Genomic DNA, 15,533 nt, shown 5'->3' on the forward strand with positions numbered 1-15,533 from the left:
CCGTCCGGGTGACCGGGGCGGAGAGCGTCCCGATCGGCGCCGGCGGCGCAGCGGGGGGCGGCGTCACGGCGCCGGCCGGCGCCGTTGCCGCGGCGCCTGCGGTTGCTGCGCCGCCTACGGTTGCTACGCCGCCTGCGGTGGCCGCGGCKCCTGCGGTTGCTGCGGCGACCGGTGCGATGACGGCCGTGGCAGCCTCGCGGCTCGACCCCGACTCGGGCGTCGCCGCCTCGTCGGTCGAGGCTGAGAGCGGCTCGCCCGCCCCGTCGCCGTCGTCCGTAGAAGCCCCGGCGACGTCCTCCGCGGTGACCGCGGATCCAGCGCCATCGGCAACGGGCTCGTCCGCGTCGACCTCGTCGGTTGCGGGCTCGTCCTCGGTCACCGCCTCGGCGGCGCCGGACTCCGGCTCGTCCGGGTCGGTCGCGCCCTCGTCGTCGGTCGCCGGCTCGGCGGCGTCGGACTCGTCGCCGTCGGTCGCAGGCTCGTCGTCGATCGCGGGCTCGGCTTCGTCGGCCGACTCGACGGCGTCGGGCTCGGCCGCGTCGGTCACAGGCTCGACGTCGGCGGTGGGCTCGGCTTCGTCGGTCTCCGGCTCGGACACGTCGGTCGCAGGCTCGTCGTCGATCGCCGGCTCCGCGCCCTCGGTCGCATGCTCAGCGACGTCGGACGCATCGCCGTCGGTCGCGGGCTCGTCATCGACAACCGGCTCGGCGGCCCCGGTCAGCGGCTCGGCGACGTATGACTCGTCGCCCTCGAACGCAACCTCGTCGGTCGCGGGCCCGTCCGAGTCAGCAGTCGGCTCGGCGACATCGGTCGCAGTGTCGGCTGTCGCCGCGGTCTCGTCAGTCGCCGCGGTCTCGTCGCCAGCCGCGGGCTCGTCGTTCGCCGCGGTCTCATCGTCAACCGCGGTCTCGTCAGTCGCCGCGGTCTCGTCGTCAGCCGCGGTCTCGTTGTCGCCCGCAGCCTCGTTGTCCGCCGCGGCCTCATCGCCCGTCGCGGTCTCGTCGTCAGCGGTGTCACCGCCGGCGGCGGTCGCGAGCTCGTCGGTCGCGGGCTGGTCGGCGGGAGCGGAGACCGGGGCCTCCTCGGAGCTCGCGGCGTCGGCCGCGGCGGGGTCGACATCGGCCGCGACCTCGGGCTCCCCGGGAGTCACCGACGCGCCGGCACCGCCCCACACGGGCCACACCGGGTCCGACGAGGGACTACCGCTCGGCGGGGCCGGCGGGCTCTGCCGCTCGTCCTCGCTGCGCTGTCCGGGCTCGTCGCGCTCCGTGCCGTCGCTCATCCTGCTCCCCTGCTGCTCCACGCGCGCACAACGCGCCCGCGCGAGTCTACGTGCCTGGGATAACCGATCCGTCCGGCGGCGCGGCGTGACAGCCGTGTTCTCACCCGTGCGGACGCGATCCGTGGACTGCCACGGCGCGGAACGACGCGATCGCCGCCGCGGGGCGGTCAGCGAACCGGCCGCATCCGTCCCCGCAGGTGCACGAGGCCGCCGGCGTCGGCAGAGCCTTGGGCGACGGCGAGCACCGAGCCTACGACGACGTCGTGGTCCCCCGCGCGGTGCACGGCGGCGGTCCGGCAGTCGAACCACGCGGCGGCCCCGTCGACCCAGACGGCGTCGGCGACGGGCGCCGGGCGGTGCGGGACGCGGGCCAGCTGGTCGATCGCGGGCCGACCCGGGGACGCCAACCAGTCGGCGGCGTGTCCCTGGTCGTCGGCGAGGACGCTGACCGACCACGTGTCGACGTCGTCCAGCGCATCCCGGAACCGGGCGTCGGTGTGGACGCAGAAGAGGAGCATCGGCGGCTCGAGCGAGACGGACGTGATCGCGCTGGCGGTCATGGCGTGCACGGTGCCGCGCCAGCGCAGGGTGATGACGGCGACACCCGCGGGCAGGCGCCCGACCGCCGAACGGAACGCCTCCGGGGAGGGCTCGTCGGTCACGGCGCCGGGTCCGACCCGTCGACCTCGAGCGCGGGCGTCCGGCGCGGCCGGGGCCGGTCGTCGAAGATGCCGCGAGGCAGGACGCCCACGAGGATGGTGACGACGATCGACCCGAGCACCCAGACCCACCCGATCGCCTGGCCGTCGGGCACGAGCGTGTCGCCGCCGGGGCCCTGCTGGGACAGGACCTGGACGGACACGAACAGCCCGACGGCGTAGCCCGCGAGGCTCAGCAGGCCGCCCCACGCGCGGGCGGTGACCGCGGCGGCGAACGTGAGGACGAGGCAGACGACGACGCCCCAGGGCGGGATGCTCCGGTGCATCACGGTGCCCAGGGTGCCGACGAGCAGCCCGAGGGCGAGGGTCGCGACGGCCATGCCGATCGCACCGGTGGTGAGGCGTTGCACGCGCGTCAGGCTACCGGGCGGACACCGGCGGGCCAGACGACGTCCTCGCCGGAGCCCCCCGTCCCGCGCCGGTAGGACTCGGTCGGCAGGATCGGCGCCAGGACGCGGTTGCTCAGCGCGTAGCAGGCGACGAGCCCGTCGTCGCCGTCGATCGCCCGCACCGCCTGGACCTGCGTGACGTGGGCGCGCAGGGCGCCGAGGACCCGGTCGCGCACGGGCAGCACGTCGACCTCGAGCTGGACCTGGTCGTCGGGGACGGCAACGGACGGCAGCTCGTCGGTGGGGTCCGGGAGGTCGAGCTCGGCGTACAACGAACCGAGAGCCGCGAGCACCGCGTCGCTGCGCAGAGCGCGAAGGCCGCGCTGCAGGGCCAGGCGCCCCTGCACCGACCAGAGCACGACCGGCACGGCGAAGGCCGGGGACGCGTCGTCCGGGGCCGCGCCGGCGAAGTCAACAGCCCACTGCGTGACCTCGTGGGTGCGGACGTGGTCGGGGTGCCCATAGCCACCGCCGGGCTCGTACGTGACGACGACGTCCGGGCGGCGCGCGCGGATGACCCGCGCCAGCCGCTGGGCCGCCTCCTCGAGACCGACGCCGACGAACGCCCCCGCGGGGACCTCGTCGGGAAGCCCTGCTCGACCCGTGCCCAGCCACTCCATGCCCGAGTCCTCGAACCGCGCGTCCGTGCCGCCCGGGATGGTGTCGAGGTAGCCGCGGTCCCGCACGCCCAGGGCGGCGAGCGCCCGGCCCAGCTCGTGGTCGCGGTGCTCGGCGAGCGCCGGGCCGTCGCCCTCGAGGTGGGCCAGCCGCTCGCCGATGACCTCGCCGCGCTCGCCGCGCGTGCAGGTCACCACGGTGACGGGCCGGCCGGCGGCCGCCCACGTGGCCAGCAGCGCGCCGGTGGCCAGCGACTCGTCGTCGGGGTGCGCATGGACGGCGACGAGGCCGCCCGACGTCACCATGGAGGGGTCAGGCGCGCTTGGAGCGGGCCGTGATGCGCGCGCGCTCGGTCTGGTCGAGCACCACCTTGCGGATGCGCACCACGGTCGGGGTGACCTCGACGCACTCGTCCTCGCGCGCGAACTCCAGGGACTCCTCCAGCGTGAGGTTGCGCGGCGGGATGAGGTTCTCGAAGTTGTCGGCGGTGGCCGAGCGCATGTTGGTGAGCTTCTTCTCCTTGGTGATGTTCACGTCCATGTCCTCGTTGCGCGAGTTCTCACCGACGATCTGGCCCTCGTACACCTCCTGCGTGGGCTGGACGAAGAACGAGCCGCGCTCCTGCAGGTTGATCATGGCGAACGGCGTGACGGGACCCGAGCGGTCGGCGACGAGCGACCCGTTGATGCGGGTCTCGATCGGACCGGCCCAGGGCTCGTAGCCCTCGGAGATCGAGGACGCGATGCCCGTGCCGCGGGTGTCCGTGAGGAACCGCGTGCGGAAGCCGATGAGGCCACGCGCGGGGACCAGGAACTCCATGCGGACCCAGCCGGTGCCGTGGTTCGACATGGTCTCCATGCGGCCCTTGCGCTGCGCGAGCAGCTGCGTCACGGCGCCGAGGTACTCCTCGGGGACGTCGATGGTCATGCGCTCGACCGGCTCGTACGTCTTGCCGTCGACCTTCTTGGTGACGACCTGCGGCTTGCCGACCGTCAGCTCGAAGCCCTCGCGGCGCATCTGCTCGACCAGGATGGCCAGCGCGAGCTCACCGCGGCCCTGGACCTCCCAGGCGTCGGGACGCTCGGTGGGCAGGACGCGGAGCGAGACGTTGCCGACGAGCTCCTTGTCGAGGCGGTCCTTGACCTGGCGGGCGGTGACCTTGTGGCCCTTGCCGCCGCGCCCGGCCAGCGGGGACGTGTTGATGCCGATGGTCATCGAGATGGCCGGGTCGTCGACCGTGATGAGCGGGAGCGGGCGAGGGTCGTCGGGGTCCGTGAGGGTCTCGCCGATGGTGATGTTCTCGATGCCGGCTACGGCGACGATGTCTCCGGGGCCCGCCGAGTCGGTGCTGACGCGCTCGAGCGCCTTGGTCTCCAGCAGCTCGGTGATCTTGACGTTCGCCAGGGTGCCGTCGGCCTTGGCCCACGCGACGGTCTGACCCTTGCGGATCGTGCCGTTGAAGACGCGCAGCAGGGCGAGGCGACCGAGGAACGGGGACGCGTCGAGGTTGGTGACGTGCGCCTGCAGCGGCGCGCCCTCGGTGTAGGTGGGCGCGGGGATCCGCTCGAGGATGGTCTTGAACAGCGGCTCGAGGTTCTCGGAGTCCGGCAGACCGCCGTCCTCGGGCTGGTTCAGCGACGCGCGGCCGGCCTTGGCGGCCGCGAAGACGACGGGCACGTCGAGGATCGCGTCGAGGTCCAGGTCCGGCACGTCCTCGTGCAGGTCGGACGCCAGGCCCAGCAGCAGGTCCGTCGCCTCGTGCACGACGTCGGAGATCCGCGCGTCGGGGCGGTCGGTCTTGTTGACCACGAGGATCACGGGCAGCTTGGCGATGAGCGCCTTGCGCAGGACGAAGCGCGTCTGCGGGAGCGGACCCTCGCTCGCGTCGACCAGCAGGACGACGCCGTCGACCATGGACAGGCCGCGCTCGACCTCGCCGCCGAAGTCGGCGTGGCCCGGGGTGTCGATGACGTTGATGGTGATGCCGCCGGGCTCGCCGATCTCCGCCGCCGCGGGACCCGTGTACCGGATCGCCGTGTTCTTGGCGAGGATCGTGATGCCCTTCTCGCGCTCCAGGTCGCCGGAGTCCATGGCGCGCTCGTCCACGTGGGCGTGGGAACCGAACGAGCCGGACTGCCACAGCATGGCGTCGACCAGCGTGGTCTTGCCGTGGTCGACGTGCGCGACGATGGCGACGTTGCGCAGGTCGTTGCGCACGCTCGTGCCTGTCGGCGCAGACGTGGGCTCAGACATGGGAGAACTCATCTCAGAAGGTGGGGAGCGCGCCGGGTCGTCGGCCGCGCCGATCGATTCTACCCGCCCACCCGTCCGACTGGGTCAGAAGGTGATGAGACGCACGTCAGCGGCCCGCGCGCGCCCAGGCCCACCACGACGTCAGGTCCGCGCGCCCGAGCTGCAGCGGGTCGACCGCGAGGGGGCCGGCCGTGCTGGACGCCGTCGACGCCGCGGAGGCCCGGATGGCGACGACGATCGGCTGCCGCACCAGCGACAGCACGGCGCCGCCGTCCTCGAGGCTCTGTGCGACGGGCGCCAGCTGGTCGGTGGCCTTGGCCGGGTCGACCGTCTGCGCGAGCGGACCGAGCAGCGCGTCCGTGGCCGGGTCGGTCCAGCCGGTGACGTTCGTCGCGCCGGCGGTCTTCCACCGCGACACCACCGAGTCGACGGGGAGCTCGGCCTGCGACACCGGCACCAGCGCCGCGTCCCACGCGTCCGGGGCGCCGACGAGGTCCGGACCGAGGCCGTCGACCTGCGTGTACGGCTCGACGTCGAAGCCCGCGTCGGAGGCCGACGCGGTGATCAGCGCGAGCATCTTGGCGCGCAACGGGTCCGTCGAGTTGGTCAGCACGCGCACGACCGGCGGGTCGGTGACCTTGGCCTGCGAGAGCAGGCGCTTCGCACCGGCGATGTCGGCGGGTCCGCTCGGCGCCACGTCGCCGCCGGCCTCGGGACCGACGGACGGCAGCACCGCGCCGACCACGACCGCCTCGGGCCACAGCGGCCTGACCACGTCCGACACGATCGCGTCCCGCGGGACGGTGAGCAGGAAGGCCCGGCGCACGGCCGACGCCACCGCGGCGTCGCCGCCGTACGACGCCGGGTCGAAGGCACCCCCGCCCGCGGTCTGCAGCTGGACCTGCAGGGTGCTGTCCCCGCCGGTGGTGACCTCGGCACCGTCGACGTCGGCGAGCGCGTCGAGCACGTCCGTCGTGTCGGTCGGCGTCACGACGTCGACCGTGCCCGAGTCGAGCGCCGCGACCTCGTCCAGCGGGTCCAGGTCGCTGCGGACCACCACGCGGTCGTACGCCGCGCGGCCGGGACCCGTGTACTCGTCGTTCCGGGCCAGCTCCACACGCTCGCCGGGCACGATCAGGTCGATCACGTACGGCCCGGTGGAGACGGCCTGGTCGACGTGCTGCGCGAGGGTGTCGGCATCGAACCCGGTCCGCCACGCGGCCGAGATCGAGCTCAGCGCGGCCTTGTCCTGGTCGACGATGGCCTTGGTCACCGCGGCGGCCGCCTCGGCGGGGTCCTCGACACCGAGCGCCGTCTGACCGATGACGTGCGCGGGCACGCCGACGTCGAGCGCCGTCTCCCAGTCCGCGACGGGCGTCGCGTACGTCAGCGTGAGCGTGGCGCCGTCCATCGTCGGCAGCTGCTCCGCGTGCACCAGGGCCGGCGACGCCGCGGCGAACGCGACCCCCGCGTCGAGGGCGTCGTTGTTGGTGATGCCGCCCTGGGCGTCGAGCTCCGGGGTCACGTCGTCCAGCTGTCCGCTGCGCGCCGCCCACTCCAGGAGCAGGTCGGCCGTCGTCACCGGGGTGCCGTCCGACCAGACCGCCTTCGAGCCGATCGTGTAGGTGACCGTCAGCGGCGCGTCACTGGTCTTCTCGACCGTGCCGAACGCGTCGTCCGGGACCGCCGCGCCGTCCTCGTCGAGGGACACGAAGCCCGCCTGCGCGAGCGACCGCACCACCGTGCTGCCCGGCGAGCGACCGTCGGCGGTCCCGCCGTTCAGCGAGGTGAACGGCACCCCGACGGCCACGACCACGGTCCCCGCGCGCGACGGCTCGGGTTCCGACGTGGTGCACGCCGCCACGAGCGCGAGCGCGCCGACACTGCCCGCCACGACCAGCCAGCTACGCCGCACCACGACCCCCGCTCGCGCCCCACCGACCGTCGGAGGGGCGGTCGGATCATGCCATGGCGGACGAACCGCCCCATGCGAGCGATATCGGCCGACAGCACCCGCAACTCAACCCTGTCGGACATCTCGTCCACAGGGCGGACGCCACGCGGGTGCTGCCGGGCGACCTCGGTCTAGGACCGGTCGAGCAGGAGCGAGCGCAGCTCGCGGCGCTCGCGCTGCTTGTCCGGGTCGGGCAGCGGCACGGCGGCGATGAGCCGCTGCGTGTACGCCTCCTGCGGGTTGCGCAGGATCGCGTCACGGGTGCCCTGCTCGACGATCACGCCGCGCCGCATGACCGCGATGCGGTCCGCCAGCACGTCGACGACCGCCAGGTCGTGCGTGACGAACAGGCACGCGAACTTGAGCCGGGACTGGAGGTCCTGCAGGAGCTCCAGGACGGTGGCCTGCACCGACACGTCGAGCGCGGAGGTCGGCTCGTCGGCGACCAGCAGCTCGGGCGACAGCGAGATCGCGCGGGCGATGCCGACGCGCTGCTTCTGCCCGCCCGACAGCTCGTGCGGGTACCGGTTGCGGTAGCTGCGCGGCAGCTGCACCTGGTCGAGCAGCTCCTCGATCCGCTTCTGCAGCGCGTCGCCCTTGGCGACGCCCGCGAGGTACATCGGCTCGCCGATGCTCTCGCCGACCGGGAGCCGCGGGTTCAGCGACGACGACGGGTCCTGGAACACCATGCCGACCTTGCGCCGCAGCGACTTCAGCTTCTTGGAGTCGCGGACGGTCAGCTCGACGCCGGCCACCGTGAGGGTGCCCTCGACCACGGGCAGCAGGCCCACGGCCGCGCGCCCGATCGTGGTCTTGCCGGAGCCCGACTCGCCGACCAGGCCGACGACCTCGCCCGGCCGGATGACCAGGTTGGCGCCCTCGACCGCGCGGAACGCGGGGATGCGCCCCTGCTTGGGGTACTCGATGGCCACGTCGACCAGCTCGAGGATCGGGGTGGTGCCCTCGACCTCGGCCGCCCGCCGTGCCCGCTCGGAGACCTCGAGCGCCTTCTTGTTCGCCGCCTCGCGGCGCGCCAGCTCGTCGGCGTCGACTGCGATGGCGTCCTCGTGGCCGGTCGCCACGGCGAGCGCCGCCGTCAGGTCGATCTCCTCGCCCGACGAGTCCGCCGCACCGAGGTGCGGGACGGCCGCGAGCAGCTCCTGGGTGTACGGGTGCTGCGGGTTGCTGAAGATCTCCCGCGCGGTGCCCGTCTCGACGATGAGCCCGCGCCGCATGACCGCGATGCGGTCCGAGAGGTCCGCGACCACGCCCATGTCGTGCGTGATGAGGATGACCGCGGAGTGCAGGTGGTCGCGCAGGTTGCGCATGAGGTCGAGGATCTCGGCCTGCACCGTGACGTCGAGAGCCGTCGTGGGCTCGTCGGCGATCAGCAGGACGGGGTCGTTGGACAGCGACTGCGCGATCATGGCGCGCTGCCGCTGGCCGCCCGACAGCTGGTGCGGGTAGGAGTTGAACGCCTTGAGCGGGTCCGGCAGCTCGACCATGGTGAGCAGCTCGAGCGCACGGTCGCGGGCGTCGGCCGGCGACATCATGTTGTGCAGCCGCAGCGCCTCGATGATCTGCGCGCCGATCGTGTAGACCGGGTTCAGGGCCGTCATCGGCTCCTGGAAGATCATCGCGATGTCGTTGCCGCGGATCTGCCGCACCTTGGCCGAGGACATGTCGCTCATCTCCTGGCCCATCAGCTTGATGCTGCCCGTGATGCGCGCGTTCTTGGGCAGCAGGCCGAGGAGGGCCATGGAGCTGACGGACTTGCCCGAGCCCGACTCGCCCACGATGGCGAGGACCTCGCCGGCGTGGACCTCGTAGCTCACGTCGATCGCCGCCGGGATCCACTTGCGATCCACGGCGAAGTCGACGGACAGGTCCTTGACCTGGAGGACGGGTGCGTCCTGGGAGGTCGTATCGGTCATCGTGTGACTCCTGAGATCATGCGGGCATGCGTGCCGAGAGAGGCGGCCTGTCGTACCGGCCGCGCAGCAGATATGTGTCGACGATCGCCGCATGGGCGGTGATCGTGGGGCTGACGGCCGCCCGGGGCTTCGAGGACGGGGTGACGGCGGTGCTGCGGGCCCTGCCGCTCGCGATCGGCCTGGGCCTGCTCGCGTGGCTGGTCTTCTGGCACCCGCGCGTCGACGTGACGGACGACGGCGTGACGCTGGTCAACCCGCTGCGGACCACGCACGTGCCGTGGGCTGCCCTCATCAACGTGGAGACCCAGTACTCGCTGACCCTCGTGACCCCGACCGGGCGCTACCGCGCCTGGGCGGCACCCGGACCCGGGCGCCACCAGGTGGTGACCGCCGGCAACGACGAGCTCGCGGGGATGTCCCGCATGGCCCGCGACGCGCGCGGGGCGGTCGCCATCGGCGACCTGCCCAGCGCGCCGTCCGGACACGTCGCCGCCCTGGTGCGGCGCCGCTGGGAGCAGCTCGTCGAGGACGAGCACCTGCCCATCGGCATCGCGGACGACACCCCGGTGGTCCGCCGCTGGAACGGCGCGGCGATCGGGCTCCTGGGTCTGGCTGCCGTGGGTGTCGTGGCCGTGGCCCTGACCTGACGTCACCGCCGGCCCCTGCCGTCGTCGTTCTCGTCACCCATGTCGCGGGGCTGGTCGAACGACTCGTACAGCCCGCCGGAGGCGATCGAGTCCGACCCGGCGCTCGCGATGTGGTCCGGAGCGGGCCCCGGCTTGTACATCGACGCACCCGAGCGGTCGCGCGTCTCCTTGACGCGGCGGAGCGCGAGCTTCTTCTGCCGCGGGTCGAACGCGTCGCGCAGGCCGTCACCGATGAAGTTGATGGTGAGGCAGATGACGACGATGAAGACCCCGGGCCACCAGAAGAGCCACGGCCGGGTGGCGAAGGCCGCCTGGTTCGCGCTGATCAGCGAGCCGAGGGAGACGTCCGGCGGCTTCACACCGAGCCCGACGTAGCTCAGGGCGGTCTCCGTGAGGATGGCCGCGGACATGAGCAGCGTCGTGTTCACCGTGATGACGCCGACCGCGTTCGGCAGGATGTGCTTGAAGATGATCCGGCTGTTCGAGGCACCCGCCAGGCGGGCGGCGTCGACGAACTCCCGCTCACGCAGGGTCAGGAAGTCGCCACGGACCAGGCGCGCCATACCGGTCCACGACACGAGGCCGAGGAACAGCGCCAGAGCGACGACGCTCTTCGCCGAGTTCGCGACCACCGCGGCCGCGATGAGCGCCGGGATGATGATGATCATGTCGGTGAACCGCATGAGGACGGCCTCGGTCTTGCCGCGGAAGAAGCCCGCGCTCGAGCCGATGAGCACGCCGACGAGCGCCGCGATGAAGCCGACCAGCAGCATGATGAACATCGAGATCTGCGTCCCGCGCATGGTCATCGCGAACAGGTCACGACCGACGCGGTCCTGCCCGAACGGGTGGTCCCCGAGCGAGAACGGGAACAGCTGCAAGGTGGGCCGGCCACCGTCGACCAGCGGGGGCGTGTCGGTGTAGCTGTACTTCCACCACCCGGGGATCGGGCCGATGCCGATCGCCGAGATGGCCAGCACGAGCACGAAGAACAGCACCACGATGCTGACGACGGCTCCGGTGTGGCCGAAGAACCGCTTGGTGACGATGCGGCCCTGGCTCAGCCCGCGGACGTCCTCCGGGTTCTCAGGCATGGTCGGGTTCGGCGGGACGTCCGCCGTGTTCTCCAGGATGGCGGTCATGCCTTCACCCTCACTCGCGGGTCGAGGGCCGAGTACGTGAGGTCGGCCAGCAGGTTGAACACCACCGCGGTGATGCCGGTCACCAGGAACACGCCCMTGACCGGATTGGGGTCCACGTTGCGCAGACCGGTGAGGAAGAGGTTCCCCATGCCCTTGAACGAGAACACGTTCTCGGTGATGACCGCGCCGCCGATGAGGCCGCCGATGTCGATGGCGACGATGGTCGCCAGCGGGATCATCGCGTTGCGGAACGCGTGCCGCGTCACCACGACGCGCTCGGACAGACCCTTGGCCCGCGCGGTGCGGACGTAGTCCTGACCCATGACCTCGAGCATCGACGCCCGCGAGTAGCGCGTGTACGACGCGAGCGAGATGAGGATCAGCGCGATCGTCGGCAGGATCAGGTGGGTGTACTTGTCGATGCCCGTGATCCAGAAGTCCCCGTTGAGACCCGGGGTCTCGGCGCCGATCGTGGCGATCGGGCGGTTACGGATGCGCGGGTTGGCCATGTATGCCGGCCACGACTGCATGTAGCGGTCGAGCAGGACCAGGAAGGCGACGGTGAAGCTGGTGAGCGCGGCGGCCTTCATCGACTGCCCGCGGTCGTAGCCACCCATGAGGTAGCCGACGAGGATGCCGACGCCGACGGCCACGAGGCCCAGCAGGACGATGAGCCACAGGGTGGCGTTGTCCAGGAGGGGCTGCAGCGCGAAGTAGGCGACCAGGCCGATGCCGACCGAGATGAAGCACGAGTACAGCGCCCGGCGGTTCTGCAGCCCGGCGAACAGCACCGTGAAACCGTACGACGCCGCGACGCCGGTGACCGTGATGATCACGACGCCCAGCGAGGGCGTGGTGAACCAGCGCGTGACCGACAGGTAGTAGAGGACCGTCGCCGTCACCAGGGTGGCGACGCCGAACGTGATGGCCCGCCGCTTGAGGTCCCCGGCGACGATCACCGTCCAGATGAACCCGGTGATCAGGGACAGCACAAGAATCGTGCTGTTCGCGATGAAGGGGTCTCGAAGGAAGTCGTTGAAGCCGATGGCCCCGAACTCCTTGAGCAGGACCGCGACCCAGAACACCGGCAGCGAGAAGAAGAGGAAGGTGATGAAGGTGACCGAGTAGTCCAGGGTGCTGTACTGCCGCAGCGCAGTGATCACGCCGATGGTCACGCCGAGCAGGATCGCGAGGACGGCGGCCGTCGTCACCAGCTGCAGGGTCGTCGGGATGGCCKACGAGAGGGACTCGGTGACCGGCTGGTTCTGGAGCGTCACGCCCAGGTCGCACTGACCGACGAACGGCACGACGCACTTGACGGCGCCGCTGAGCCAGATGAAGTAGCGCAACGCCGGCGGCACGTCGAGGTGCAGCAGCTCCGTGCGTCGGGCCATTTGGTCGGCCTTGCTCGGCGAGTTGCTCGACCGGATCTCGGCCAGCGGGTCGCCCGAGTAGGCGATGAGCAGATAGACGATGAACGACGCGCCCAGCAGGATCAGCAGGGACGCGAGCAACCGTCGAAGGATGTAGGTGGTCATCGGTTCTCAGGTGTCTGTGTCGGGGCGGCGCGCCGAACCGCGCGCCGGGAACAGTCAAGCGTAATTCAGAGCCCGCCCGAGCACCCCACGAGACCTCGTCGTCCCTGTGCTGCGTGCTGCGTGCGGACTCGAAGGTGCCGGGCCCCCGCAATGCGGCGACCCGGCACCTTCGGTCGTCAGGCGACTGTCACACAGTCGTCCAGTGGTGCGCTACTCCGGCCAGGATCAGCCGTCGTTGACGCTCCAGTTCCACACGTTCCACCAGACACCGTTCTGGTTGGGGTTGTACGCGTCGATGCCCTGGACGCGGTCGGCGACAGCGTCGACGCCCACGCTCTGGAAGAAGGGCAGGCCGTAGTCGGCGGCGAAGATCTTGGCGTCGATCTGCTGCTGCAGCTTCGTCTGCTCGTCGACGTCCGTGGTGAGGATGAGCTGAGACATCAGCTCGTCCGCGGACGGGTCGGAGAAGTTGTTGAAGTTGGAGGCAGCACCGGTGCCGTAGATCTGCGGGGTGCCGGAGACGCCGACGCCCGGGTTGATCCAGCCGAAGATCGACGCGTCGTACGAGCCGTCGCCGAGGCGCGAGCCCCACTTGGCGTCGCCCTGGTCGTCGATGATGAAGCCGGCCTGCGAGGCCGACTGCTGGATCAGCGTGAACGCGTCAACACGGTTCGGGTTGTTGACGTTGTAGAGGATGCGCACGGTCGGCGTCTGGCCGCCGAGGAGCGCCTTGGCGCCCTCGATGTCGACGTCGGCGAACTCGGACGAGCCGTTGTCCTTGACCGAGTCCGCGTAGCCGTCCTGCGACGGCACGAAGAGCTGCGAGTCCAGAACCTTGGCCTCGGGGTCGAGCGGCGTGATGATCGCGTCGAGGATCGCCTGGCGCGGGATCGTCTTGAGGAACGCCTTGCGGACGTTGTCGTCGGCGAAGACACCCGAGAAGTTCAGGTCGATGTGGTCGAACGCGAGCTGGTTGCCCTTGTGGACCTCGATGCCGTCAAGACCCTCGAGCGAGGCGAGCGTGTCGGCGTTGGCCTGCGGCGAGATGATGTCGACCTCACCGTTCTGGAGCGCCTGGACCATGGCGGACGGGTCCGCGATGGTGCGCATGGTGATCTCGTCGAGCTTCGGCTTCAGGTCACCGGTGTACTTGTCGTTCGCCTTGAGGGTGACCGACTGGCCCTCGACGACGTCGGAGACGATGTACGGGCCGCTGGACAGGTAGAGCTCCGGGTCGCTGGGCAGCGTCCGGGAGTCGAAGCCCGTGTTGTAGAAGTCGGCGACGGCCTTGAGCTGCGGGTCCGTCGGGACCGGGGCGGCAGAGTCGCCGCGCGGCTTGTCCTTGAGCAGGTCGACGAGCGCCTGGCCGTCGGCGAGGCCGCCACCCTTGGCGACGACGTGCGCGGGACGGTCCAGACCGAACGCGATCTCCCAGTCGGCGTACGGCTTGGAGTACGTCAGCGTGATGCTGCGGTTGTCGTCGCCGATCTCCGGGAAGTCCGTCAGGCCGAGGCCCTCGGTCGAGCCGGCGTAGCTGAAGTAGCTGGTGCCCGTCGTCGGGTTGCCCTCGTCGTCCGGGTTGCCACCGTCGTCGTAGAAGCCGGAGTACACGGCCCAGGCCAGAACCAGGTCGTCCGCGTCGATCGGCTCGCCGTCGGACCACTTCTGGCCCTCGTTGACGGTGTACTTCACGACCAGCGGGTCGTCGCTGACCTTCTCGATCGTGCCGAACGACTCGTCGCGCTTGACCTTGAGGTCACCGTCGATGTAGTAGAAGTTCGAGTTCGTCGCGAGCGAGATCTTCGAGTTGATGTCCGTGTTGCCGTTGGCCGTCGAGGAGTTGAACGAGAAGAACTCGTTCGTCTCGGCGACGACGACGTTGCCGCCCGTGGTCGCGGCGGCCGACTCCGACGAGGACGCAGTGTCCGTCGGGGAGTTGTTGGAGCACGCGGTGAGCACCAGGGCGCCGGCTGCGAGGGCCGCGGCCGCGGCGCTGATTCGCCTGATCTTCAATGTTCCTCCTGGGAAGGGGTGGACGCTGACCTGCGCGCCCCGACCCCGTGGCATGCCGCGGGGCTGAGGCGGTGCGGTGTGAGCACGTCCGCCGTGAGTTGCAGACAAGGTAAGTCACGGTTGCTCGGACATATCGGGCAGGTATGAGGCTGACGCCGGATCGTTACCTGATTGATACTGGCGAGTACAGTCCAGCATGCGAGATGACGACCTGCGGAAACATCACCGTAACGTGTCCGGTCTTGCGCGCTGAGGGGTGGCGTGACTCGATTTCGACTGCGCTCGGCGCTCTGATCTGCTATGGGGTCGGCGCCGATGTGATAGTGGTCCGCGAGCGCCGAGACGTGGGTCACAGCCGCCCTCGTCGGCGACACTCGTCCCATGGATCTCACCGCCACCGTGCACCGTCTGGGCCACACGCGCTGGTTCGCCCGCCTCGGTCGCGCGACCTCCCGGCTCGACCGGCGGCTGCAGAAGGCGAGCGGCGGACGGTGGAGCACGCTCGGGAAGCCGAGCATCCCGCAGCTGATCCTCACGACGACCGGGCGCAAGTCCGGCGAGCCGCGCGAGGCGGTGCTCGTGTACGCCGTCGACGGTGACGGCTGGGTGCTCATCGGGTCCAACTGGGGGCAGGCGCACCACCCGGCGTGGTCGGGCAACCTGCTCGCCGACCCGCACGCGACCGTGACCATCGCCGGTGTGACGACGCCGGTCGTCGCGACGCTGGCCGACGACGACGAGCGCGCCCGCCTGCTGCCCGCGATGCTCGCGGTCTGGCCGGCGTACACGAGCTACGCCGAGCGGGCCGACCGCGAGCTCCGAGTCTTCCGCCTGGCCCCCGCCTGACGCCTGCGCCGGCCGGCGCCGTGGCGTCCGTCACGCCGACCGGTGGCCGATTTGACCTTGCGCCGCGCAATCATGCGGCGAATGCTCGAGATCGCGAACGCCTCGGCCGTCCGGGAAGCGGACACGGCCAGGCGACATTGTTACCGGCTGGTAACCAGGGGGTGGGCCGCACACGGCCCCGTTCGTCGATCACCGCAA

At 71.1% G+C, this 15,533-nt stretch carries 11 protein-coding genes and 1 pseudogene; 2 read left to right on the plus strand and 10 right to left on the minus strand.

Annotated elements, in window-relative coordinates; translation table 11 throughout:
* From AC1DT4_RS08800 to AC1DT4_RS08830, 7 genes and pseudogenes are all read right to left on the minus strand, one after another.
* Positions 1-1,282 (minus strand): annotated as a pseudogene (locus tag AC1DT4_RS08800) (hypothetical protein); the annotation flags it as partial.
* A gap of 167 nt (positions 1,283-1,449) precedes the next feature.
* Positions 1,450-1,944, minus strand: coding sequence for a flavin reductase family protein (locus tag AC1DT4_RS08805; protein ID WP_477089403.1), 495 nt, complete (start codon positions 1,942-1,944; stop codon positions 1,450-1,452).
* On the minus strand, positions 1,941-2,351 hold the full coding sequence (locus AC1DT4_RS08810; protein WP_477089404.1) for a hypothetical protein: 411 nt from the start codon (positions 2,349-2,351) through the stop codon (positions 1,941-1,943). Before AC1DT4_RS08810 ends, AC1DT4_RS08805 begins: the two co-directional genes overlap by 4 nt.
* 5 nt (positions 2,352-2,356) lie before the next feature.
* On the minus strand, positions 2,357-3,313 hold the full coding sequence (locus AC1DT4_RS08815) for a PIG-L family deacetylase (protein ID WP_477089405.1): 957 nt from the start codon (positions 3,311-3,313) through the stop codon (positions 2,357-2,359).
* Between the two features lie 7 nt (positions 3,314-3,320).
* Entirely contained in the window at positions 3,321-5,261 is a 1,941-nt protein-coding gene (gene typA / locus AC1DT4_RS08820) for a translational GTPase TypA (protein ID WP_477089406.1), read from the minus strand.
* A 106-nt stretch (positions 5,262-5,367) separates the two neighbouring features.
* A complete protein-coding gene (locus AC1DT4_RS08825) occupies positions 5,368-7,179 on the minus strand; it encodes an ABC transporter substrate-binding protein (protein ID WP_477089407.1) in 1,812 nt (603 codons plus the stop codon).
* Positions 7,180-7,346: 167 nt separating this feature from the next.
* Positions 7,347-9,149, minus strand: a complete 1,803-nt coding sequence (locus AC1DT4_RS08830) for an ABC transporter ATP-binding protein (RefSeq protein ID WP_477089408.1) — start codon at positions 9,147-9,149, stop codon at positions 7,347-7,349.
* Positions 9,150-9,175: 26 nt separating this feature from the next.
* Between AC1DT4_RS08830 and AC1DT4_RS08835 the strand changes: the two genes are divergently transcribed.
* Positions 9,176-9,796, plus strand: coding sequence for a PH domain-containing protein (locus tag AC1DT4_RS08835; RefSeq protein ID WP_477089409.1), 621 nt, complete (start codon positions 9,176-9,178; stop codon positions 9,794-9,796).
* A 2-nt stretch (positions 9,797-9,798) separates the two neighbouring features.
* On the opposite strand, the gene AC1DT4_RS08840 is transcribed toward AC1DT4_RS08835, so the two are convergent.
* The 3 genes from AC1DT4_RS08840 to AC1DT4_RS08850 form a co-directional block, all read right to left on the minus strand.
* Positions 9,799-10,938 (minus strand): ABC transporter permease, encoded by a 1,140-nt coding sequence (locus tag AC1DT4_RS08840; RefSeq protein WP_477089410.1) that lies wholly within the window; start codon positions 10,936-10,938, stop codon positions 9,799-9,801.
* On the minus strand, positions 10,935-12,476 hold the full coding sequence (locus tag AC1DT4_RS08845) for an ABC transporter permease (protein ID WP_477089411.1): 1,542 nt from the start codon (positions 12,474-12,476) through the stop codon (positions 10,935-10,937). The genes AC1DT4_RS08840 and AC1DT4_RS08845 overlap by 4 nt, the downstream gene beginning before the upstream one ends.
* Before the next feature lie 225 nt (positions 12,477-12,701).
* Positions 12,702-14,489 carry an ABC transporter family substrate-binding protein gene (locus tag AC1DT4_RS08850; RefSeq protein WP_477089412.1) on the minus strand — a complete coding sequence of 596 codons (1,788 nt, stop codon included), beginning with the start codon at positions 14,487-14,489 and terminating at the stop codon, positions 12,702-12,704.
* 381 nt (positions 14,490-14,870) lie between these two features.
* Between AC1DT4_RS08850 and AC1DT4_RS08855 the strand changes: the two genes are divergently transcribed.
* Complete coding sequence (locus AC1DT4_RS08855) at positions 14,871-15,335, plus strand: nitroreductase family deazaflavin-dependent oxidoreductase (RefSeq protein ID WP_477089413.1); 465 nt, start codon at positions 14,871-14,873, stop codon at positions 15,333-15,335.
* Positions 15,336-15,533: the final 198 nt, after the last annotated feature.

The sequence above is a fragment of the Cellulomonas sp. P4_D11 genome (genome assembly GCF_056401915.1).